This window comes from Priestia sp. MDV22-iso46, assembly GCF_058629175.1.
Genome location: NZ_JBZVWT010000006.1, coordinates 66,465 through 88,458, shown reverse-complemented (window position 1 = coordinate 88,458; position 21,994 = coordinate 66,465). Strand labels below are relative to the sequence as shown.

General features: G+C 38.8%; 22 protein-coding genes. 5 read left to right on the top strand and 17 right to left on the bottom strand.

What is annotated here, in order from left to right; translation table 11 throughout:
• The first annotated feature begins 278 nt into the window (after positions 1–278).
• The 3 genes from AC4NPH_RS23915 to AC4NPH_RS23905 are packed head-to-tail and all read left to right on the top strand — an operon-like array spanning position 279 to position 2,746.
• The gene (locus tag AC4NPH_RS23915) at positions 279–911 is read left to right on the top strand and encodes a hypothetical protein (protein ID WP_013059488.1); all 633 of its coding nucleotides are present in this window, start codon (positions 279–281) and stop codon (positions 909–911) included.
• Between the two features lie 30 nt (positions 912–941).
• The gene (locus tag AC4NPH_RS23910; protein WP_013059489.1) at positions 942–1,583 is read left to right on the top strand and encodes an acetoin utilization AcuB family protein; all 642 of its coding nucleotides are present in this window, start codon (positions 942–944) and stop codon (positions 1,581–1,583) included.
• Positions 1,583–2,746 carry an acetoin utilization protein AcuC gene (locus AC4NPH_RS23905; RefSeq protein ID WP_098197312.1) on the top strand — a complete coding sequence of 388 codons (1,164 nt, stop codon included), beginning with the start codon at positions 1,583–1,585 and terminating at the stop codon, positions 2,744–2,746. Before AC4NPH_RS23910 ends, AC4NPH_RS23905 begins: the two co-directional genes overlap by 1 nt.
• Positions 2,747–2,775: 29 nt before the next feature.
• On the opposite strand, the gene motS is transcribed toward AC4NPH_RS23905, so the two are convergent.
• From motS to AC4NPH_RS23870, 7 genes are all read right to left on the bottom strand, one after another.
• Positions 2,776–3,432: a flagellar motor protein MotS gene (motS, locus tag AC4NPH_RS23900; protein ID WP_029319972.1), complete on the bottom strand. Its 657-nt coding sequence runs from the start codon at positions 3,430–3,432 to the stop codon at positions 2,776–2,778.
• Complete coding sequence (gene motP, locus AC4NPH_RS23895) at positions 3,422–4,225, bottom strand: flagellar motor protein MotP (RefSeq protein WP_053487780.1); 804 nt, start codon at positions 4,223–4,225, stop codon at positions 3,422–3,424. Before motP ends, motS begins: the two co-directional genes overlap by 11 nt.
• 40 nt (positions 4,226–4,265) lie before the next feature.
• A complete protein-coding gene (gene ccpA / locus AC4NPH_RS23890) occupies positions 4,266–5,276 on the bottom strand; it encodes a catabolite control protein A (RefSeq protein ID WP_429582119.1) in 1,011 nt (336 codons plus the stop codon).
• 558 nt (positions 5,277–5,834) lie between these two features.
• Positions 5,835–6,911 carry a bifunctional 3-deoxy-7-phosphoheptulonate synthase/chorismate mutase gene (locus AC4NPH_RS23885; protein ID WP_013059494.1) on the bottom strand — a complete coding sequence of 359 codons (1,077 nt, stop codon included), beginning with the start codon at positions 6,909–6,911 and terminating at the stop codon, positions 5,835–5,837.
• Positions 6,912–7,389: 478 nt separating this feature from the next.
• Positions 7,390–7,713, bottom strand: a complete 324-nt coding sequence (ytxJ, locus tag AC4NPH_RS23880; protein ID WP_013059495.1) for a bacillithiol system redox-active protein YtxJ — start codon at positions 7,711–7,713, stop codon at positions 7,390–7,392.
• A 213-nt stretch (positions 7,714–7,926) separates the two neighbouring features.
• Positions 7,927–8,382, bottom strand: a complete 456-nt coding sequence (locus AC4NPH_RS23875; protein ID WP_013059496.1) for a YtxH domain-containing protein — start codon at positions 8,380–8,382, stop codon at positions 7,927–7,929.
• Positions 8,383–8,409: 27 nt separating this feature from the next.
• A complete protein-coding gene (locus tag AC4NPH_RS23870) occupies positions 8,410–8,895 on the bottom strand; it encodes a DUF948 domain-containing protein (RefSeq protein ID WP_013059497.1) in 486 nt (161 codons plus the stop codon).
• A 282-nt stretch (positions 8,896–9,177) separates the two neighbouring features.
• On the opposite strand from AC4NPH_RS23870, the gene AC4NPH_RS23865 reads away from it, so the two are divergent.
• Complete coding sequence (locus tag AC4NPH_RS23865) at positions 9,178–10,293, top strand: aminopeptidase (RefSeq protein WP_013085232.1); 1,116 nt, start codon at positions 9,178–9,180, stop codon at positions 10,291–10,293.
• A gap of 41 nt (positions 10,294–10,334) precedes the next feature.
• Here the strand turns inward: AC4NPH_RS23865 and murC are convergent, their stop codons facing one another.
• The 8 genes from murC to AC4NPH_RS23825 form a co-directional block, all read right to left on the bottom strand.
• Positions 10,335–11,636 carry a UDP-N-acetylmuramate--L-alanine ligase gene (gene murC / locus AC4NPH_RS23860; protein ID WP_013059499.1) on the bottom strand — a complete coding sequence of 434 codons (1,302 nt, stop codon included), beginning with the start codon at positions 11,634–11,636 and terminating at the stop codon, positions 10,335–10,337.
• 185 nt (positions 11,637–11,821) lie between these two features.
• Entirely contained in the window at positions 11,822–12,475 is a 654-nt protein-coding gene (locus AC4NPH_RS23855; protein ID WP_013059500.1) for a hypothetical protein, read from the bottom strand.
• A gap of 339 nt (positions 12,476–12,814) precedes the next feature.
• Positions 12,815–15,925: a DNA translocase FtsK gene (locus AC4NPH_RS23850; protein WP_098197314.1), complete on the bottom strand. Its 3,111-nt coding sequence runs from the start codon at positions 15,923–15,925 to the stop codon at positions 12,815–12,817.
• Between the two features lie 429 nt (positions 15,926–16,354).
• The gene (ytpR, locus tag AC4NPH_RS23845) at positions 16,355–16,960 is read right to left on the bottom strand and encodes a YtpR family tRNA-binding protein (RefSeq protein WP_013059502.1); all 606 of its coding nucleotides are present in this window, start codon (positions 16,958–16,960) and stop codon (positions 16,355–16,357) included.
• A 2-nt stretch (positions 16,961–16,962) separates the two neighbouring features.
• Positions 16,963–17,766, bottom strand: a complete 804-nt coding sequence (locus AC4NPH_RS23840; protein ID WP_013059503.1) for a DUF1444 domain-containing protein — start codon at positions 17,764–17,766, stop codon at positions 16,963–16,965.
• An 81-nt stretch (positions 17,767–17,847) separates the two neighbouring features.
• A complete protein-coding gene (locus AC4NPH_RS23835) occupies positions 17,848–18,165 on the bottom strand; it encodes a thioredoxin family protein (RefSeq protein ID WP_013059504.1) in 318 nt (105 codons plus the stop codon).
• 152 nt (positions 18,166–18,317) lie between these two features.
• Positions 18,318–18,842 carry a DUF84 family protein gene (locus AC4NPH_RS23830; RefSeq protein WP_098197316.1) on the bottom strand — a complete coding sequence of 175 codons (525 nt, stop codon included), beginning with the start codon at positions 18,840–18,842 and terminating at the stop codon, positions 18,318–18,320.
• A 58-nt stretch (positions 18,843–18,900) separates the two neighbouring features.
• Positions 18,901–19,974 (bottom strand): M42 family metallopeptidase, encoded by a 1,074-nt coding sequence (locus AC4NPH_RS23825; protein WP_013059506.1) that lies wholly within the window; start codon positions 19,972–19,974, stop codon positions 18,901–18,903.
• Between the two features lie 152 nt (positions 19,975–20,126).
• Here AC4NPH_RS23825 and AC4NPH_RS23820 point away from each other — a divergent pair, with 152 nt between their 5' ends.
• On the top strand, positions 20,127–20,438 hold the full coding sequence (locus tag AC4NPH_RS23820; RefSeq protein ID WP_013059507.1) for a PepSY domain-containing protein: 312 nt from the start codon (positions 20,127–20,129) through the stop codon (positions 20,436–20,438).
• Here AC4NPH_RS23820 and AC4NPH_RS23815 read toward each other — a convergent pair.
• Both AC4NPH_RS23815 and trmB read right to left on the bottom strand, forming a co-directional pair.
• The gene (locus AC4NPH_RS23815; RefSeq protein WP_013059508.1) at positions 20,407–21,264 is read right to left on the bottom strand and encodes a YtnP family quorum-quenching lactonase; all 858 of its coding nucleotides are present in this window, start codon (positions 21,262–21,264) and stop codon (positions 20,407–20,409) included. The two genes, AC4NPH_RS23820 and AC4NPH_RS23815, sit on opposite strands and share 32 nt — an antisense overlap.
• A gap of 75 nt (positions 21,265–21,339) precedes the next feature.
• The gene (gene trmB, locus AC4NPH_RS23810) at positions 21,340–21,990 is read right to left on the bottom strand and encodes a tRNA (guanosine(46)-N7)-methyltransferase TrmB (RefSeq protein WP_013059509.1); all 651 of its coding nucleotides are present in this window, start codon (positions 21,988–21,990) and stop codon (positions 21,340–21,342) included.
• Between the last annotated feature and the right edge of the window lie 4 nt (positions 21,991–21,994).

The following is a 21,994-nucleotide window of genomic DNA, read 5'->3' as shown; positions in this document are numbered from 1 at the left end:
CTCCCCCTTATGTATAAAATTTACAAACCTATTATATAACAAAAATAGACTTTTCACAATTTTATAAAAATTATTTGTCGGAATTGGGATAATAGTCTCCCTTGTTATATGACAACCTTTGTTATAGAAGTGTCGAATTAACAAGAATCTCTTTTAATTTTCTATTCTATATATTTTAAAAAACTCCTTTTCTTTTATTTAATTTTTTGAAAACGCTTTAATATAAAGTTTTTTTTGTATTATAATACAGATAAGACTGCTTGAAGGTGGTGATTCATGTGAAACATTCCCAAACATACAATATGAAAGAACTAAAAACCGCTGTCGGAGCAATTGTTATTGAAGGACCTGTCTCCTCCAAGACCTTGCAACAACTTGATTTTCATGAGCAACTAACGGCCTTTCGTCCACCTGAACAGCAAAAAGAAGCATTGATCGAGATTGCCAACTTGCCTGAAGGTAGAATCATTATTGCTCGCCATCATCATACAATCATTGGTTATGTAACCTTTTTATATCCCGATCCTCTAGAACGATGGTCGGAAGGAAATATGGAGAATTTAATCGAATTAGGAGCTATAGAGGTAGCCGCTCCATTTCGCAGCTACGCTGTTGGTAAAAACTTGCTTATCGTATCTATGATGGATGATGCAATGGAAGATTATATTGTCATTACGACAGAATACTACTGGCATTGGGATTTAAAAGGAACAGGGCTAAATGTGTGGGATTACCGCAAAATTATGGAGAAAATGATGAATAAAGGCGGACTGACGTGGTTTGCCACAGATGATCCGGAGATTAGCTCCCACCCTGCTAATTGTTTGATGGTAAGAATCGGGAGCAGAGTACCTCAAGAAAGCATACAAGAATTTGATAGCCTGCGCTTTCGAAATCGCTTTATGTATTAAGCTGACCTTTAAGAAAAGGAGCTGTGTCTGATGATTGTTGAAGAGATGATGAAAACTGATCTCGTTACCTTAACCCCCGACCATACGATTGCTGAAGCTATGAAACTTTTAGATACACATAAGATTAGACATATTCCTATCGTTAATGACCTTCATCACGTAGTTGGCATCATTTCTGATCGAGACGTAAGAGATGCAAGTCCATCTATTTTAGATAATACTTATACATCTGCTCTTCTATCCGAACCCGTGCGGATGATTATGCAAAAAGAAGTCATTACAGCTCACCCTCTTGATTTTGTTGAAGAAATTGCAAGTATTTTTTATGAACATCAAATCGGTTGTATTCCCGTCACAAAAAACAAGCGGTTAGTAGGCGTTGTTACCGAAAGAGATCTATTACATACGTTTATTCAGCTTACCGGCACCAATAAGCCAGGTTCACAAATTGAAATAAAAGTAGAAAATAAGGCTGGCGTGCTCGCTGAAGTTACATCCCTTTTTGGTTCAAAGAAAACAAACATCTTAAGCGTACTCGTCTACCCTGATGTAGATGAACGATATAAAATCCTTGTGCTTCGCATTCAAGCTATTAATCCATTGATTAGTATAAATACATTAAAAGAAAACGGCTATGAGGTGTTGTGGCCTAAATTACCGGAGATGACGTAATGACTAGTAATGCTGTATTTATTTATTCAGATGATATTCTTTCGTACAAATTCAGCAATAATCATCCGTTTAACCAGCTTCGTGTTCAACTAACATATGAACTGTTACGGGAATTTGGCGCTTTAGGCAATCAAGATGTTGTATTACCGCGGATGGCATCTGATGAAGAACTTCAGCTTGTCCATGATACTAGCTATATTCAAGCGGTAAAATTAGCAGGAAGCGGCGAGCTTTCTGTTGAAAAAGCAGCAGATTTTGGTCTTGGAACAGAAGATACACCTATGTTTCCCAACATGCATGAAGCTAGTGCATTTTTAGTTGGGGGTACACTTACTGCTGTAGATTATGTGATGACTGGAAAAGCTAAGCATGCTCTAAATTTAGGAGGAGGATTGCACCACGGCTTTCGAGGAAAAGCTTCCGGCTTCTGTATTTATAACGATAGCGCGGTAGCCATCAAATATATGCAGCAAAAGTACAACGCGCGTGTTCTCTATGTCGATACAGATGCTCACCACGGTGACGGAGTGCAATGGACATTTTATGACGACCCTTCCGTTTGCACTCTTTCCATTCATGAAACGGGACGCTACTTGTTTCCAGGCACGGGAAACGTTAACGAACGCGGGCACGGTGAAGGCTATGGTTATTCATTTAATGTGCCTGTTGATGCTTATACGGAAGATGAGTCTTGGCTCGACGTTTATAAGACCTCTTTAAAAGAAGTAGCTGCTTTTTTTAAACCAGATGTTATCTTGACACAAAATGGAGCCGATTCTCATTATTACGATCCGCTCACTCATTTATGCGGCACCACGAAAATATACCGTGAAATTCCTAAAATTGCTCATGAAATTGCCCATGAATACTGTCAGGGAAGATGGATTGCGGTTGGCGGAGGAGGTTATGATATTTGGCGGGTTGTTCCTCGGGCTTGGTCATTTATTTGGCTTGAAATGATTGAACGAAAGGCAGAAGGCATGCTTCCTCTGTCATGGCTTGAAAAATGGACAAAAATATCGCCTCACCCCGTTTGCACAAAGTGGGATGATGAACCTAATATCTATCAGCCAATTCCAAGAAAACCAGAAATAACAGAAAAAAACGCTCAAACTCTTGAGCGCGCTCTTTATCCTATTCGTTCTCATACATCTCATTCTTAAAAAAAGGCTATACAAGTGTATGGCCTTTTTCACTGTGCTTCGGGATCTGAAATAATAATTTCGACGCGCCTATTTTTTTGTAGATTGCCATTAGACGTGTTCGGAACAAGCGGCTTTGTATCTCCGTATCCAAGTGCTTCAAAGCGGTTAGCAGAAAGAGAAAAATGGTTCGTTAAATAACGTATGACGCCGCTAGCACGCGCTGCCGATAGTTCCCAATTAGATGGATAACGATAGGTGTGAATGGGTCGATTGTCGGTATGACCTTCTACTTTAATATCATTTGGAATAGTACTGAATAACCTTCCTAATTCATCCAGAAAAGGGGTACCTTTTTTCAAAATGTCGGCTTGTCCTGTTTCAAACAGCACCTGTTCTTGTAAAATAAGCACAACCCCGCGTTCATCTCGCTTAGCAGTAATGACATTCTGAAGCTTATTTTCCTTCAGGTAGTCCTGCACTTTCGCTAAAATGCTATCCAGCTTTTGAGACTGCTGGCTCTTTTCTACAGAAGCTAATGATCCACCGCTTGTAAGCGAATTGACAACGGTCTGAAACTTTTGATTATCCACGCTAGACATTGAAAATAGTAAAATAAAAAAAACTAATATTAACGTCACCAAATCAGCAAATGTTACCATCCATTTTGGCGACTGTGCCGAATACCTTTTTCTTCTACGCTTCACGAACGTGTTCTCTCTTTTCTTCCAGCTTTCGTTTTTCAACAGGGGCAAATACTTTTAGCTTTGCTTGCACAAAGCGAGAATTTTGACCCGCCTGCAAGCCGATGACACCTTCAATAATCACTTCTTTAACAAAAAGCTCATGCTCCGTTTTACCAACTAATTTAGCTGCGATTGGCTGAAAAAACAAGTTTGAAAGCAGCGCCCCGTAGAAAGTCGTTAAAAGAGCAATTGCCATGTTAGGCCCAAGCGATGAAGGGGTATTAAGGCTTTTAAGCATTAGCACTAGCCCAACGAGCGTCCCAATCATTCCCCAAGCGGGGGCATAATCGCCTGCTTTTTCAAACATACTTCGACCTCTCGCATGTCTTTCTTCCAATGCAGCTATTTCAGCTTCAAGCAGCTCTCGAATCATTTCCGGTTCTACTCCATCAATGGCTAGCAAAATACCTTTTTTCACAAATAAATCATCGATTTGTTCAAGCTCTGCTTCTAACGATAGAAGTCCTTCTCGACGCGCTTTTTCCGATAAATGTACAAATGTTCCTACAATTTCTTCTACGTTTATTTCTTTAGATTGAAACGCTTGTTTCCCTACTTTTCCCATATTTTTCAATTGTTTTAAAGGAAAGCTCACGCACAGCGTACCAAAAACGCCTCCCAGTACAATTAAAATCGATGGTACATCAATAAAAGCTAAAAAACCGCTCATTCCTCCACTTGAAATAACCCCAAACACAACCATAGAGATACCAATTAGTATCCCTATAGGTGTGAGCATATCAATTTTTTTCATATTCTATCTCCCCGTGTCTGAACTTTGGATTCGTTCTTATTCATTCACAGGTATATTTTGTTGATTGTCTGAACTCGATGCGGTGAGGAAGCTGTACAATGCTGCTGTCTACCGTTTCTTTGTTCATGTATTTTGTTAAGAGACGCATCGCTACTGCACCAATATCATACATTGGCTGTACAACAGATGTTAACTGAGGACGAACCATTGTTGAAAGTCTTGTGTTATCAAAACCGATAACTTCTAGATCGTTTGGTACATTCAACCCGCGATCTTGTGCCCCGTGAATAACGCCTAATGCCATTTCATCCGTTCCAACGAAAATAGCAGTTGGCTTTTCATCTTCTTCTAATAGTTTTTCAACCGCTTCAATACCTGAATCGTACGTGTAGTCTCCTTCTACAATATAAGAATCACGTACAGGCAATCCGCTTTCAGTAAGAGCACGCTTGTACCCTTTTACTTTTTTCGCATGATTGATTGGTTCTTCTAACGTACCTGAAACGAATGCAATATTTTTATGACCGCTGTCAATTAGTGATTGCACTGCATCAAAAGCTGCTTGTTCATAATCAATAGTTACAGATGGGATTTGGTTAGTTGATTCGATTGATGCTGCAAGTACAACTGGAACCGGTGATTTTTTTAGCTCTTCTACGTGTTCTTCCGTTACATTCCCACTCATGAAGATGATTCCGTCTACTTGTTTACCAAGCATGTTATTTAAAAGGTGAAGTTCTTTATCTTGATTTTGATCGGAGTTACTTAAGATGATATTATATTTGTACATCGTTGCAATATCTTCGATTCCACGCGCTAATTCTGCATAGAAAATATTTGAAATATCAGGAATGATAACTCCTACTGTCGTTGTTTTTTTACTTGCTAATCCACGCGCTACTGCGTTCGGACGATAGCCTAGTCTTTCAATTGTTTCTAATACTTTTTTTCTAGTTGATGGTTTTACATTTGGATTTCCGTTTACCACACGAGAAACCGTTGCCATCGACACGCTTGCTTCCCTTGCTACATCATAAATTGTTACGTTCACAACAAACACTCCTTATCGAAAAACATTTCGTTTATTTTATCCTTATTTCATTTCTTGTATTTACGTATATAAATCCATCTTCCTTTATAGAATGGCTATTTCTAGCTCCTTCACTCTTACATACAGCTTAGATACCCTGTATGCATCTAAATCATTCCTGTTATGCCCTTATTATTACGTGGCAAAGACAATTTTACCAGTTTATATGTAACAATGTAAAAGACGGTGTATATTAAGTAAATAAAAAAAGTGAATCGCGAATTTATATCATATGCAATCACAGAATGATAGCGAATATCTGTAACTACTATACGATACTATGTGCTTCATCGCAACGTATTTACCGCCTTTTTCCGACAAGTTTCACGAGAATTTCATAAATTCTTGTTTTTTGGATTTGCACTTATTCTTTCCTATTTTGACAAAAGTTATCGACTGTTTTCAAAATACGTGATAATTTCGCTTATCTTTATTATAACGAAAGGCAAACAAGCTTGAAACCATTAAGTGCCTCAAACTTGTCATAAAAGTATACGAATTTTTCATTTTTACGTTTTTTTATAAATTTAAGTTACATATAGGTTTTAGCTGCTTCATAAATTCTGTAAATTGCGGGATATCCATTTGCTGAGCTGAATCAGAAAGTGCTACCGCAGGATCTGGATGAACTTCTGCCATAATTCCATCTGCCCCAATGGCAAGAGCTGCTTTAGCCGTTGGAACAAGTAAATCTCGTCTTCCCGTTGAATGCGTGACGTCGACTAAAACAGGTAAATGAGTTTCTTGTTTTAAAATGGGAACAGCTGAAATATCCAGCGTATTTCGCGTTGCTCGCTCATACGTACGAATTCCTCGTTCACACAAAATCAGCTGATCATTTCCTTTTGAAACAATGTATTCAGCAGCATTAATAAACTCATCAATCGTAGCGGCTAAGCCTCGCTTTAATAAGACAGGCTTCTTCACCGCACCCGCTTCTTTTAACAGCTCAAAATTTTGCATATTACGAGCACCAATTTGAATCACATCTACGTATTCTACAGCTGTTTCAATATCAGCCGGGTCGACAATTTCACTAATAACGGCTAAATCGTATTCGTCAGCTACTCTTTTTAAAATTTGCAATCCTTCTAAGCCAAGGCCTTGAAAATCATAAGGAGATGTTCTTGGCTTGTAGGCTCCGCCTCTAAGCATCCGCACGCCCTGCTGCTTTACGGCTTTTGCTACGGCTGCTACTTGCTCATAGCTTTCAACGGAACAAGGTCCTGCTACAAAACGCTGAAGTCCGTCACCAATTGTTTCTCCTTTTACCGTAACAATTGTATTTTCCCGCTTCTTTTTACGGGATACAAGAAGTGCTTTACGATGATCATCTTCTTGAAGCTCTAAATGAGCTTTAAAAATCTCTTTGAAAATATGTTGAAGCGTAGACGTTTGAAACGGTCCTTCATTCTTGCTTAAAATCGCATCAAGCATTGCTCGTTCACGAACGGGATCAAAACGTTTGGTTGACTGCATTCCTTTTAACTTTCCTATTTCTTGAACAAGCTCGCCTCGCTCATTAATAAGCTTTAACAGTTTCATATTTACTTCGTCAATTTGAGATCGCAAATGCTGAAGATCTGAATTCGTCATGTACGTCCACCCTTTCACTGATTTTAAAAAATCCGTTTAGCAGGGTTACTACATAAGATGATAGATGATGGAGGATATATGTAAGGGGCTTCTCTGCTTTTATGTGCTAAACTACATCTATTGTACGAAAAAGCGGATGAAACCGCAATCAGCTTATAAAAAAAAGAGGTTGAGGCATAGCTAAATCGCTCCAATCTAAAGGCGAACAAATGGGATAAACAATCTATTATGGATTGCGTGTCATACCGCTGTTGATTTCTGTGCAAGACTTCGCTTTTCGCGGGCGGCCGCTGAGCCTCCTCGTCGCTTACGCTCCTGTGGGGTCTCACCTGTTTCGCTTTTCCCGCAGGAGTCTTCGTCTTGCCCTCCAATCTACCGCTAGAAGCAGCTCCATACAGTAAACCTACGTTCACCCCGCCAATGAAAAAATCCGAACGATTAATGTTCGGATTTTTCTTTTACTAAAATACTTTTTCGATTAGTGAGCTACGTTTTTCGCTAATTCGTCTTCGTTAATGTTCCAGTGAGAAGCATGCCACTTTACTTTTCCATCTTCAAACAGAAGCGCTTGAGGTGATTCATGCTTCACTTCATACGTCTCAGCAATATAGTTAGATACATCACGTGAATCTTGGACATGAAGATAATAAGAAGGAATGTCTTCATGACTAGAAGCAAATGCTGAAAATGCCTCATGACCAGCTGCACTAATTGGACACGTTGTACTGTGTTTTAAAAATAAAAAGCGATTGTTTTCCTTTACAACTTGTTCGAACTCTTCAACTGTTGAAATTTTTTTCATTTTTTTCACCCTTTCTGTACTTACTCTTAAGTTTACATGGTTTGACCGTTTCCATACAAAAAGAGTGCTCAGCTTTATGTATGATGCTCATAAATTCATTTATAAGGTGGGGGGGTTTCCTGCAATGAAACGATTATTTACTTGTTGTTATCCAACCTAAATTACATACAAAAAAAGCGTTCACCCTGTAGGGTAAACGCTTTTGATTCTTTATTATGGTCGTGGCACTGTGCTTTCCACTTCATCTAGTGCTTTTTGAGCTTCTGTTAGCTTTTGCTGAACGTCTTCGTTGCTTTGAGACTCAACTTCATCAGCAAGCACTTCTAAGCTTGTTGGCGGTAATGCTTCGTGTTCAGGATCTACTTTACGGAAGTTTTTCACCTTGTCCACTACTTGTGAAGATTGCTCAGACAGTGTTTGTGATAGACCAGCCGTTTTTTCTTTAGCCGTTTGAGCAAACCCTTGTCCTTTTTCAACAGCGCTGTTTTTCGCTTGCTCTGTTTTTAAACGAACGTAAGCTGCCTGCTCATTTAAATCAGAACGGAACTCTTTACCTGATTTTGGAGCAAGTAGTAATGCCGTTGCAGCTCCTACAACTCCTCCAATCACTGTTCCTACTAAAAAGCCTTTATTTGAAGTGTTGTTTGGTTTATTTGGTTTGTTTGACATATGCGTCTCCTCCTTTAAAGTTCATCCTTATGAAAATGAGCGTGAGCGTTGAACCGCTTTTTCTTTTACTTCAACAGGTACAGGCTCTGCGTCAACTTTTTTCTGTTTTCTTAATTTTATACGTTCCCATACGTCTAATGCAACATTGCTCCATTGAACAACTTGAGCAACAGTTTCTTTATTTTCTTCTACTTTCTCTGAAACGCTTGATGATACGCTTTTAATAGACTTATTTAGGTCTTGGATTGAGTCACCTACGCCTTTAACAGAATCCACCACTGTGTTCAGCGCTTCGGATTTACGCTGAATATCTTCAGCTAACAGATTAGTCTTATGTAAAAGTGCAGTTGTTTCGGCTGTGATTCCTGTCATTTGCTTTTCTACACCGTCTAAAGTACCTGCCACTGAATTTAATGTGTGCTGAACGGATTTCAATGTTTTGGACACGGAAACCACCAGGTAAAAAATCGCAATGGCAACAATAGCAGCGCTTAAATAAAGAATAATAACCATCTGTGCAAGGCACCTCCTATTTTCTTCTCTCTTGTTATAACTACTTTCCCAATTTTATAAACAATTAAACCTTCTACTCCCTATAGACTCTTTAACTTTACCATATTCTCTCTGCCTTTATTCAGAAAAAGGGAAGATTGTTACATTATTTCGCGATATATGAGTTATTTCCCTTCCTAAAGAAAAAAAGGATTTTAAAGCATAAAAACAAACAAAATAAGCTCAGTGGGGTACAATAGAAAGTGAATCACCAATCATTGTTATTTTAAGGAGGCACTATTTATGAAAGACCCTAGAATTGCGACATTAGCTAAAAATTTAATTAATTATTCTGTTCGCCTTCAAAAAGGAGAAAAAGTATTAATCGAAAACTTTGGACTTCAGCGCGAACTTGTGACAGCACTTGTAGATGAAGCGTACAAGGCGGGTGGCTATCCATTTGTACTGCTAAAAGATCATTCGGTAGACCGCGCTCTTTTAAACGGTGCACAAGAAGAGCAGTTCAATATGATGGCAGACTTTGAAGCAAATGTGATGAAAGAAATGAATGCTTATATTGGCTTGCGTTCTGGTTCAAACATTTTTGAACAATCAGATGTTCCGGCAGATAAAATGAAAATCCAAGGAAATACGATCGGTAAAAAAGTACATAGAGAAATTCGCGTTCCAAAAACAAAATGGGTTGTTCTTCGCTATCCAAACGATTCAATGGCGCAGCTTGCTAAAATGAGTACAGAAGCATTTGAAGATTTTTATTTTGATGTATGTAACTTAGACTATGGCAAAATGAGCAAAGCGATGGATGCTCTAGTTGAGCTCATGAACCGTACGGACAAAGTGCGTTTAACAGGTGAGAATACAGACTTAACGTTCTCTATTAAAGATATTCCTGCAGTGAAGTGTGCCGGAGAAATGAATATTCCGGACGGTGAAGTATACACGGCTCCTGTACGTGATTCTGTAAACGGAACAATTTCTTACAACACTCCTTCTAACTATCAAGGCTTTACGTTTGAGAATGTATCCTTAACATTTAAAAACGGTAAGATTGTTGAAGCAACCGCTAATGATACAGAACGCATCAACGGCATTTTTGATACGGATGAAGGCGCACGTTTTGTTGGCGAATTTGCGATTGGCGTAAATCCATATATTCAACATCCAATGCAAGACATTTTATTTGATGAAAAAATTGACGGAAGTTTCCACTTCACTCCTGGCGAGTGCTACGAAGATGCGTATAATGGAAATAAGTCAAATATCCACTGGGATATGGTGATGATTCAGCGCCCAGAATACGGCGGCGGTGAGATTTATTTCGATGACGTGTTAATTCGTAAAGACGGGCTATTTGTCATTGAGGAATTAAAAGCGTTAAATCCTGAAAATTTAAAATGAGTTTTGAAATAAAAAAAGGCACTCTCCTGAGTGCCTTTTTTTTATGATACGGTTTGCTGATATAGTTTTTCAAACTTTTGAATGTCTCCAGCACCCATAAATACTAATACAGCTTCATTATGGTCTTTTAACGATTCAATTGTTTCTTCATTAATTAATTCAGCTCCGCTGATTTTGCTTCGTAAATCTTCAATTGATAATTTACCTTGATGCTCACGAGCTGATCCAAAAATGTCACATAGATATACTTTATCAGCGTGCTGTAAGCTTGCTGCAAAATCCTCTAAGAACGTTTGTGTACGCGTAAAAGTATGCGGTTGGAAAACAGCCACAACTTCACGGTTTGGATACTTTTGACGAGCAGCTGAAATCGTTGCATTAATTTCCGTTGGATGGTGTGCATAATCATCGATTAGCACTTGTTTGCCAACGTTCTTTTCACTGAAACGACGCTTTACACCTTGATATGTTTTAAAACGCTCTTGCAGCACAGCAACGTCAATTTCTTCATAATGACAAAGTGCAATAACAGAAAGTGCATTTAAGATGTTATGGTCGCCATACCCTGGAATTTCAAATGATGCGTGGAATGTATTACGAACGAACACATCAAATGTTGTGCCTGTTGTGCTTTTTACGATATTACGTGCTTGGAAATCATTTTCTTCGCCTAATCCGTAATAAAGAACAGGTACCTTCGCTTGAATTTGCTGCAGATGTTCATCGTCACCACAGGCAATAATTCCTTTTTTGACTTGAAGTGCCATCTCTTGGAACGCGCTGAATACATCGTCGATATTGGCAAAATAATCAGGGTGATCAAAATCAATATTCGTCATAATTGCATAGTCTGGCGTATAAGATAAGAAGTGGCGGCGATATTCACATGCCTCAAACGCAAAATACTTGCTGTCTTTTACACCTTTACCCGTACCGTCTCCGATTAAATATGAAGTAGGTTCAGCTCCTTGAATCACATGCGCTAACATACCCGTTGTGGATGTTTTTCCGTGTGCTCCTGTTACGGCTACACTCGTATACTGTTTCATAAAGTCACCTAAGAAACGGTGATAGCGTACAAGCTTGACTCCTTCTTTTGAAGCTGCTTCTGCAATTTCTTCATGCGTATCAGGAAAAGCATTTCCTGCGATTACAGTCATGCCGTCTTTAATATTATTTTTATCAAATGGTAAAACAGGAATTCCCTGCTGTTCTAGTGCTTTTTGCGTAAAAATTTCTTTTTCAATATCCGATCCTTGAACTTGAAAGCCCATATCGTTTAGGATTTGCGCAAGCGCACTCATTCCTGTTCCTTTAATACCTACAAAATGGTAAACTGTCATATAAAGAACCTCCAACATTCGTCTATCTGTAAGACAGTATATGACGGTTATCTAGAATTGCTCTTACAAACGTATATAAATGTCGTTTGATTACTGATTTCACGATAACATTCGTACATTATATCACTTCTTATAACATAACTCCATGACTCCATTTCTACTCTCTTGCCTTGCGAAACGGCCTTTTATTTTGGCTTCATCACATAGTATATAGCCTGCTGTTTTAAAAACGAGCGCCATGTCATTGCATTTTTTTTGTCATTATATTGCGTTACTAACTGTTCAATGCGTTGTTTATGTCCTAAAAAGAAAGAGTCAATTAACACGTCATATCCGATTGATTTTATTTTTCGAATCCAAATTACTTGTTGTTCCTCTAAATTTGCAAATCTTCCTCTTACATCTTTGATGATAACCTGCTCATTTGTCAATGGGGTATATCCTTTTAAGAAAAACGAATTAGGTACTTTAGACACAATAATTGGCTCTAGTACACTCGTCAAAAAAAAGGCTCCTTGAATCAAAAACGACTCTGTTTTCTGCTTCGCCTGATCAGCTAAAAAAAGCTGCAGCAGGGTTTTCCCCTGAATGGTTACATATTCAAATGCAAACCACTGAAAAAATAATTGTTCATGGGAATCAGACAGAGGCGCCTCATGAGGCAAGTTTACTAACTCTTTAAATAAATGTGAAGCCCGCACTTTTTCTCGTATATTCGTATAGCGGTTCACAAAAAAGAAATATTGATTGTAAAAGTCGCAAATAGCATTATCAGACTGAAGCTGCTTTTGTTCACGAATTTCATTAAAGTTAATCAGTTCATGATTTTCTTCTGTCATTACTCTTCACTCGTACTCTAATTATTTTAGTTTGTCCTCTTTATACGCCTTCAGCTCATATGTTTCTGCTGGTGAGAAATGATAGCAAACTATCACATGCTAAAAAAGCAAAACACACATTATCCTTACATATAGTAAATCATTTTACTAGTTCTGACAAACCTTTTCCTTTTTTTCTTGATGGATTTCTTCCAAAATCTCTACTCAAATTCTGTATAAACGAACTTAAAGCAGAAAAACAAGAGGCCACGGATACAGTGACAGAGCGTTAGCTCACACAATGCTGTATTCTGCTGATTTTGCATAGCCTCTTTTTTAACCTACATGTAGAAAAACAGCTTAAAATGTAGAAGTGGCTGTTTGACTTTCCATTTCCTGAAGCTCGTTTTCGGTAATGAGCACATCTCTCGGCTTGCTTCCTCTTGCTTCTGAAATAATTCCTTGCTGCTCCATCATATCAATTAGGCGCGCTGCGCGATTGTACCCCATTCTGAAGCGTCTTTGCAGACTGGAAGTAGATGCACCGCCTTGATCTAGCACAAACTCGCATGCTTCATAGAAAAGCTCATCTTCTTCATTTGAAGCAAAGCTTTGCTGCTTTTTCAACAAATCTTCTTGATCAAATAAGTATGTTGGCTTCATTTGTTTTTTGACATGATCTACAACGCGGTCAATTTCTTCATCTGAAACAAAGTTCCCTTGAATTCGAACGCTTTTAGAAGAGCCGTTTTCAAGAAGCAGCATATCACCTTTACCTAGTAGCTTCTCTGCTCCCCCTGTGTCGATAATTGTACGTGAATCAACTTGCGAAGAAACAGAAAATGCAATACGCGTTGGCACATTCGCTTTAATTAAGCCTGTAATCACATCTACGGAAGGACGCTGCGTTGCAAGCAATAAGTGAATGCCACATGCTCTTGCCTTTTGTGCAATACGGCAAATAGCTTCCTCTACTTCCCCAGGAGATACCATCATTAAGTCGGCAAGTTCATCAATAATAATAACTAGATATGGCAGCTCCCCGCTTTTTTCATTATGTTCTTTTACACGTTCGTTGTATTTTGTAATATCACGTACGCCCGCATGTGCAAACAATTCATAACGGCGCTCCATTTCCTCTACTGCCCATTTTAAAGCTGTAGTAGCTGCTTTAGCATCCGTGATAACCGGGCTGACTAAATGCGGAATACCGTTGTAAGGAGCTAGCTCAACCATTTTAGGGTCAATTAACATAAGCTTGACTTCGTGCGGCGCAGCTTTATAAAGCAAGCTGACGATAATAGTATTAATACACACGCTTTTACCAGACCCTGTCGCTCCGGCAATCAAACCGTGAGGCATTTTATTCAAGTCAGTCACAACCGGCGTTCCTGAAATATCTAACCCTAACGCCACCGTTAAAGGAGAGTTATCTTTTCTAAAAGAAGGATGCCTCAAAATTTCACGAATTAACACCGGCTTACTTTGACGATTTGGCACTTCAATTCCAATCGTATTTTTCCCTGGAATTGGCGCTTCAATTCGGATATCACGCGCGGCTAGGCTCAGTTTAATATCATCTGTTAAATTCGTAATTTTGTTCACTTTCACACCGGGTTCAGGATGTACTTCAAATCTGGTCACGGTAGGACCTTGCGTGACGTTTACGACCTTAGCTCGAACGTTAAAGTTTTTTAATGTCATATCCAAAAGCTCACGCTGCTCATCCGCCCATTGATTATCTTCTTCAATAGCAGCTGGAGGAATGTTAAGCAAGTTCATTCCAGGAAATGCATAAGGAGAAGAAGCCTTTACATTTACAGGTTCTTCAGCTTTTAACGAAGCCTGTGGAACCGCTTCTTTGGTTTTTTCACCGTGAACTTCTTCTTGCCTACTTACTTCCGTTTTTTTTTGCAGAGCTTCTGCCTCCTGCCTTTGGTATGAACCTTGAGACGGCTGACTTTTTTCTCGAGCGCTGTTATCCATCTTTGTGCGGTCTTTTTTCAGCATCATCACGTTAAAAGGCACTAATCGCTTACCGCGAGCTCGTTCAGCATTTCCTGGCTGTTCTGCAGGTACAAGAGGTTCTACAGCTGACTCTTGCTGTACTTGTTCTTGTAACTCTTGACTTTCCTGCATACTGCTCTCTTCCTCTTTTATCACCGAATTTTCAAGCTCTTGGTGAACAACAGCCGATGCCGCTTCTGGTTGCCATTCATCAGCTGCGGGTTGCGATGAATTTAAACTTTCAGAATTCAGCTCATGTTCTGCTTCCATATGAACACTGTTTGCTGGCTCTTCTAGAATGACGTCACTTTCTTTCTCAGCAGCTGGAGCTTCTTCTTTCTTTCTAGGCTTTAGTGCTTCTACTTCTACTTCTTCTGCTGCTTGTAAAAACACTGCGCTTCCGTCCATCAACGTTTCTGCTTCTACTTCTTCAGTCTCATTTCCTATCTCTTGTTGGAGAGAAACTGATGATTCAGACGGGCGCGGTTCCTCTGAAATTGTAACTTCTTCGGCCGCTGTCATACCTTTCGCTAAATCCCAGTCAAGAGTTCTCTCTTGTCCCACTAACGGTTCGACCGCGTGTGATTCTTCAAAAGTTGGCACCTCTTCCTGTTCTTTTACGGCTACTGAAGAACTTGGCTTTTCTTCAGGAAATGATAGCTTCTCTTTTTGATTTTCCTCATATTGCTTCCACTGAGCAAAACGCTGAGAAGACAGTTGCATCATTTCTTCTGTTTCTTGAATCGGTGCTTCTTCGGCTATAGGCTTAGAAACTGGTTTTCTTAACGGCTCTACAACAGCTGTATTCATCGCTCGTCGGTAAATTTCATCTTCAAACGCTGCTTTTGATAACTGTGTACTCGGAAGCTCATATTCTACTACTTCCTCACTTCCATTTTGTACAACATTAGAAGGCCGCTTATTAAACCCATAGACAGGTGAAGGAATTTCAGTCGGACGAAACGGACGTTTTCTTACTTGCGGAACCGCTTCTTTCTTTTCAGATACCGTTTTTAACGGCTGAGATACTGACTTAGGCTGTGTTAGCGCCGACTTGCGAGCAGGCTCTTGATAAAACGGAGCCGGTGCCTTTTTTGCTACAGGCCTTGGTTCATTTTTAGGAACTGCTGCCTTTTTTGCTTCTCCCGTATCATCAATTAAAGGAAAACGAAACGTTCCTTTTGGATATTGATAAGCTACTTTTGTATGAACATCTTGCTGCTCTTCACTGTAACTCCGCTTTTGCGTTCTGGCCGAGTGTGGAACAGAAGGTTTTGGCGCTACTTTCATCACTGGCTTTTGATGAACTGACTGCATTTGTTTAGGCTTAGGAGCCTTCTTTTTAGGAATTGTTTTTTCTCTATTTAAAGGGTATTCTTCCGTTGTATTTCCATGTTCGTCTACAACGATTTCTTTCACTTCGTATCCTAGTAAATAATCCATTACTTTTCGTACAAAACCCATTTTTATCACTCTTTCTATCAGACTATCTTACTTCGTTTAGCCTCTTATACCGCAGTGCTGCGATATCTACAAAAAGCTATCCATGCATCCTTTATTTACCTTTGGCCTCAAAGTATTCTCTGAGATGGATATATATACTATCTTTTCATTTATCATTCTATCACGTATGCTTGAACTCTTACTATAAAATCTACTATTTTGCTTCCCTTATTTATACAGTAAAATTCCTCTTTGCAAAAATATTTTTTCGCGTCTAGTTAGCACTCATAATTAAACGCGAAAAAAGCCACTAGTATATACTAGTGGCTTTTAATTTTATCAAACCTTTTTAAGAATTGACAATTGCTTTTCAGCAACTGTAACGCTTTGAAATATACGTGTAAAAAAACATCATGCTTTTGCCCTATAAATCAGTATGGCACTCTGCTTTTATGCTTGAAAAGGTTGACCTACTTCATATTTATCTTCAAGTACTAAAATCCCTTTTTCTTGAGGAGCGTTCGGAAGCGCCAGCTCTTTAGCAGAGCAAATCATACCTGAAGAAGGTACACCGCGCAGCTCTGCATCTTTAATGATCATACCACTTGGCATAACCGCTCCTACTTTTGCTACCACGACTTTTTGACCTGCGTCTACATTTGGTGCTCCACACACAATTTGAAGTGTTTCCGTGCCAACATCTACTTTACAGATGTTCAGCTTATCTGCATTTGGATGCTTTTCTTTTTCTTGAACATATCCCACTACAAATTTAGGAGATAAATCCACTTCAAGTTTACCTTCAAAACCGCTTTCGCTAAGTACATGATTTACTTCTTCCACCATTTCTTCTGTTAATTCAAGAGAACCATTTCCCTCTACTTTTAACTTAGAAGAAGCATGAAAGATGTTATAGCCAGCTGTTGTATTTGATTTTTGATCAAATATACGCACAACGTCGCCTTTTGTTTCAAACGTACGATTTTCAATTGCGATATCTTCTAGCTTGACGATTAACGTATCGCCGATACCTTCTTTATTATAAAAAAGATTCATAATTAGTCCCGTCCTTTACTTCGATTTTTTCCTAGAATAAAAATAGGTTCTAGCTCACCGTTTTCGTATAAAAATGAAAGAGCTGTGATGGGTACACGTCCACTTGCAAAAAAGCTCATGGTCATTTGCGCAAGAATATCATAACCCGTTTCGTTTTGGATATCAGCTAGAATCAGCACATCTTGATGAGGTACTGCTACAGCCATTGTGCCCGAAACACTAGAAGCAAAATCTTGCAAAAATGCCTCGTTAAGAATTCGGCTTGCATCGTATCCATCGTTCTGATTTACAAAATAAAAGTCATTGCCTGCTACCGTATCTTTTTTATGTGAAATCGGCAAAGAGCGAAGATTAAATTTAGCCATTTCCCGCACTGCGGATAGATCTAAATCTTCCTTACGAATTAGTTTCTCATCTAATAGACGATATGTATTGCCTAAATCAAGCGCATAATAAATGCGTGTTTCAGCTGTATGTTCATCATAAATCAACGGCACGTCTTCATTCGATTTATCTGGAAAAGACGTTGAGCGAATAACTGGATAAATGCGCTTTTCTTTTCCCGTTACCTGCTGTTCATCGTTCATAACACGAAGAGCTTCTTTTATATAATATACCATTTCATCTAGAGCCGCTTCCTTTTTTTCTTCCCATTTTGCAATTAGCCCAGGTAAAGAAATGGTTACACCTTTTTTCGTTTCCTGATGTTCAACGCGCAGCGTATCTTTTTCACGATCAAATAAAAATGACCAATCCGCACCCGTTAATCGCTCTTCTAGTAGTTTTCTCATCTTTTGACTATTCATTTTCGCCATATTTACGCCTCCTTTTCTCATTTTTATGTATGAAGACTGATAGCTGTAAATCGCTATCAGTCTTCACTTGATTTATGCATTTAAGCCGTTAATAAACTCTTCAATTTCTTCTTTTGTTTTACGATCTTTGCTGACAAAACGCCCTGTTTCTTCTCCGTTGCTGTAACCAACAAAGCTTGGAATTCCAAAGATGCTTAATTCTGCACAAAGATCAATAAAGTCGTCACGATCGACATAGTGAAATGTATACTCGCTATGATTGGCCTCAATTTCTGGAAGCACAGGCTCGATTACTCGGCAATCTGGGCACCAGTCTGCTGAAAACATCATGATATGTTTTCCTTCTTTAATGATTTCTTTGTATTGTTCAATTGTTTGCATTTTTTCCATTTTTCTTCCTCCACTTTTTCTTTGACTTTCGTATTTAAACGGCTAAAGCCCTATACATTATTTAATCCTTCTACATCAAAACATAGTATATGAGTTGTTGCAACTATCATACACTGATGCTTTTCTATTATAAAGGGTTACAAAGAAATTTCCTATTGAACAGCTTGATTTGTCCTAAAATCCAGCTGTCCTTTTAGCATTAAAACAACCTGATAAAACATAGCGGTCCGATCTAAATTTCCATTGGTGAAAATACCGATTGCTCCTTCTTTTTTTCGAATATTCTTTTGGTTTGTATACACTTCCATAGCTTCGGCTAATTCTTTTTTATCATGACGAAGCATACCGGCTACCGCTTCAGGAAGCCGAATACGAGCTCCTCCACCTAAAATCGGTTCAAGGTCCTTAGAGGTAACAAGACTTCCCCAATTGCAAAGGAATAAGCCATGAGGTGTTTCCTGCACCCCTCCTTCAAGCCCAATACCAATATCAGCACCTGCCTTTTTGACAGCAGCACGCGCGCGGTTAACCGCTCCTTGGATGGTTTCTTCGTCAGAAAAAGGCTGTGGCGACACCCCAGACTGCACGGCTACCTCTACATATGTAAAAGTATCTCCAAATACTTTTTTTACTGCATTTACTTTTGTTGGATTTTTCGTTCCGATTGCAATTTTCATTTTTTTCTCCTGTCATTATGAAACAAAGCAACCGCAAAAGCAGCTGCTTTGTTCTTTTTTATCCGTTTTGCTTAATCGTATCGAGCGTTGTTTGGTCTGTAGAACGTACAAGTTTGACTAGTAATTCTTTTGCGGCTGCATAGTCATCTACATGAATCATAGACGCATGAGTATGAATATAACGTGAACATACGCCGATTACCGCAGAAGGAACTCCATTATTAGAAGTATGAACGCGCCCTGCATCCGTACCTCCTGGAGAAACAAAGTATTGATAAGGGATGCTGTTTGTCTCAGCTGTATCTAAAATAAATTCTCTCATTCCTCTATGTGTGACCATCGTACGGTCAAAGATACGAAGTAATACGCCTTTTCCTAATTGTCCAAACGCATTTTTATCGCCTGATGTATCGTTAGCTGGACTAGCATCTAGTGCATAAAACAAATCCGGTTTAATCATATTCGCAGCTGATTGAGCACCGCGAAGCCCTACTTCTTCTTGCACAGTAGCTCCAGAATATAAGATATTTGGCAATTTTTCATTTTTTACTTCTTTTAATAATTCAATCGCAAGTCCGCACCCATAGCGGTTATCCCATGCTTTTGCCAGTATTTTCTTTTCATTTGCCATTGGCGTAAACGGACAAATCGGTACAATTTGATCGCCAGGACGAATGCCCATTTCTGCTACTTCCTGCTTGCTATCTGCGCCCACATCAATCATCATATTTTTAATGGCCATTGGCTTGTTGCGCTGTGATTCGTCTAATAAATGGGGAGGGATAGAAGCAATTACGCCGGTGATAGGACCTTTTTTAGTAACAACATGGACGCGTTGAGCTAGCAGTACTTGACTCCACCATCCTCCTAGAGTTTGAAAACGAAGCATTCCTTTATCTGTTACAGACGTAACCATAAATCCTACTTCGTCCATATGCCCTGCTACCATTACTTTAGGACCTTTTTCTTCATTATAGCGCACGCCGAATAAACTTCCTAACCCATCTTGAATGACTTCATCTACAAGGGGTTCAATTTGCGAGCGCATAAATGAACGTACTTGATGTTCGTTTCCAGCGGCACCTGGTAACTCCGTTAATGTTTTAAATAGAGATAGCGTTTCATTGTTCATATATACTCTCCTTTATGTATCATTTTCTTTATTGTATCGAAAACCGGAAATAGTTGCTAGTTCTGTCCTTCTCTTCTATAACTCAACTTAACAAAGCATTCGACAATTTGATATAATGATGAAAACATATCCTTAAAAAGCAGGTGAATAACGTGAAATGGACTCAACTAATAGCAGGAGCTGCAGTCGGATTTGCAAGCGCTTATATTCTTCAAAAAAGAAAGTCGTCAATTTCCTCATCGGAAGCCCTTACGATTGTTAAAAGCGCTTTTAAACAAAATGGGGCAATCGACGGCTCATGGATTGAAACAACGACTAAAGTCATTCAAAAACATGGTCTCTCTTTTTATGGTTATACAGGTGGAATTATCAGAACACGTGATGCAAAACAGGAACATTACGAGTTTTTCATTGATAAAAAAAGCGGTTCTATTATTGAATTGACGCTGAATGCATCCGTTTAATTTCGTCAACTATTTCTCCTTTATTATCCCATTTTACAGCTCGATAAAAAGCATCATGATAAAAACTTAGCCAAGCTTGATTCTCATAGGCATAAGCTAGCCACTGCTGCTTTTGTTCAATCGAAGTCATTGGATAATCATCATATGCCATTACCCATAAGACATTTTGATGTGCATGTGTTGGCAAAAGATCGCCCATATGCACTAAGATGTCATTGTTTCCTTTTAATACAACTACAGCATGACCATCGCTGTGACCGCCGGTATGATGAGCCGTTACTCCAGGCACAATTTCATCTTTGTCGCTAAATGTTATTACTTGATGCTGAATAAATTCCCAATTTTGTTTCCAATACGTATTTTTAGAACGTATATTAGGATTTCTCATTTCATTCCACTCGATTTCACTAACAAAGATTCTTGCATTTGGAAAAGCAGAGGAAAAATGTCCGTTGCTACATTTTGTTAAGCCTGACACATGATCAAAGTGAAGATGCGTCATAATGACGTGAGTAATATCTTCGCACGTAAACCCTAACTTTTGTAAATCTTCAGCAATAAATGATTCTTCTGTTACACCAAAATGACGCTTTTTTTTCTCATCCAACATACCATTCCCTATGCCTGCATCAATTAACATGAGGTGTTTTTCAGTTTGAACGAGCAAAGGATCCGTCCTCATTGGAATTCGATTTCCTTCTGAGATAGGATACTTTTTTGTCCAAAGCTCTTTTGGAACAACACCGAACATTGCTCCCCCGTCTAAATGATTATTCCCTCCACGAAGCCATGTCACTTTTAATTCGCCTATTGTTAACGTTTCCATTTTACACCTCCATTATATTCCTTTTTATTTTATCACTATCTCCTTCTCTTTTTGAACAAAAAAAGACTGAGGAACTCAGTCTTTTTCGTTCAGGTATTTTACTTCACAGCGGTAAATGCGGCTGCCTTTTTGTGAAAATTTCTCTTCATATTCCGTCATAACATTGCCTTCAAAATCGCTTTTATGCAAATCTAAGCTAATGTATTTGAGTAAAAGCCCATATTCTGAAAAGCTTGTCAATGAATATTCAAATAGCCCTTGATTATCTGTTTTAAAGTGAATTTCTCCACCATCAACCAGCAGGTTTTCATACATGCTTAAGAACGTTTTGTATGTTAAACGGCGTTTGGCATGTCTCTTTTTTGGCCATGGATCAGAGAAATTGAGATAAACGCGATCCACGTCATTTTTTGCAAAAAACTCACTAAGATGGTTAGCATCTACATTCAACAGCTTTAAATTTGGAAGCTCTTCTTCAATCAAACGTTCTAGAGCACTTAAGATGACACTTTCATACATTTCAATTCCAATATAGTTGATATGCGGATTTTGTTTAGCCATCCCTACTAAAAATTGGCCTTTTCCTGTTCCTACTTCAATATGAAGAGGATTTTCGTTCCCAAAAACCTCTTTCCAGTTCCCTTTATACTCTGCTGGGTTTGGAACCACGTATTGGGGATTTTCAGCAATTTTATCTTTTGCCCAAGGTTTGTTTCGTAATCTCATGTTG

Bases quoted from the DNA above. Each gene is read 5' to 3' on its own strand.
- trmB (WP_013059509.1), bottom strand. From the start codon at position 21,990: ATGAGATTACGAAACAAACCTTGGGCAAAAGATAAAATTGCTGAAAAT.
- AC4NPH_RS23905 (WP_098197312.1), top strand. From the start codon at position 1,583: ATGACTAGTAATGCTGTATTTATTTATTCAGATGATATTCTTTCGTAC.
- motP (WP_053487780.1), bottom strand. From the start codon at position 4,225: ATGAAAAAAATTGATATGCTCACACCTATAGGGATACTAATTGGTATC.
- AC4NPH_RS23850 (WP_098197314.1), bottom strand. From the start codon at position 15,925: ATGGGTTTTGTACGAAAAGTAATGGATTATTTACTAGGATACGAAGTG.
- AC4NPH_RS23855 (WP_013059500.1), bottom strand. From the start codon at position 12,475: ATGACAGAAGAAAATCATGAACTGATTAACTTTAATGAAATTCGTGAA.
- AC4NPH_RS23885 (WP_013059494.1), bottom strand. From the start codon at position 6,911: ATGACGAATTCAGATCTTCAGCATTTGCGATCTCAAATTGACGAAGTA.
- AC4NPH_RS23825 (WP_013059506.1), bottom strand. From the start codon at position 19,974: ATGAACAATGAAACGCTATCTCTATTTAAAACATTAACGGAGTTACCA.
- AC4NPH_RS23830 (WP_098197316.1), bottom strand. From the start codon at position 18,842: ATGAAAATTGCAATCGGAACGAAAAATCCAACAAAAGTAAATGCAGTA.
- AC4NPH_RS23870 (WP_013059497.1), bottom strand. From the start codon at position 8,895: ATGGTTATTATTCTTTATTTAAGCGCTGCTATTGTTGCCATTGCGATT.
- AC4NPH_RS23835 (WP_013059504.1), bottom strand. From the start codon at position 18,165: ATGGAAAAAATGCAAACAATTGAACAATACAAAGAAATCATTAAAGAA.
- murC (WP_013059499.1), bottom strand. From the start codon at position 11,636: ATGACAGTTTACCATTTTGTAGGTATTAAAGGAACAGGAATGAGTGCG.
- AC4NPH_RS23875 (WP_013059496.1), bottom strand. From the start codon at position 8,382: ATGTCAAACAAACCAAATAAACCAAACAACACTTCAAATAAAGGCTTT.
- AC4NPH_RS23815 (WP_013059508.1), bottom strand. From the start codon at position 21,264: ATGGAAACGTTAACAATAGGCGAATTAAAAGTGACATGGCTTCGTGGA.
- ytxJ (WP_013059495.1), bottom strand. From the start codon at position 7,713: ATGAAAAAAATTTCAACAGTTGAAGAGTTCGAACAAGTTGTAAAGGAA.
- AC4NPH_RS23865 (WP_013085232.1), top strand. From the start codon at position 9,178: ATGAAAGACCCTAGAATTGCGACATTAGCTAAAAATTTAATTAATTAT.
- AC4NPH_RS23910 (WP_013059489.1), top strand. From the start codon at position 942: ATGATTGTTGAAGAGATGATGAAAACTGATCTCGTTACCTTAACCCCC.
- AC4NPH_RS23840 (WP_013059503.1), bottom strand. From the start codon at position 17,766: ATGAATAGTCAAAAGATGAGAAAACTACTAGAAGAGCGATTAACGGGT.
- ytpR (WP_013059502.1), bottom strand. From the start codon at position 16,960: ATGAATCTTTTTTATAATAAAGAAGGTATCGGCGATACGTTAATCGTC.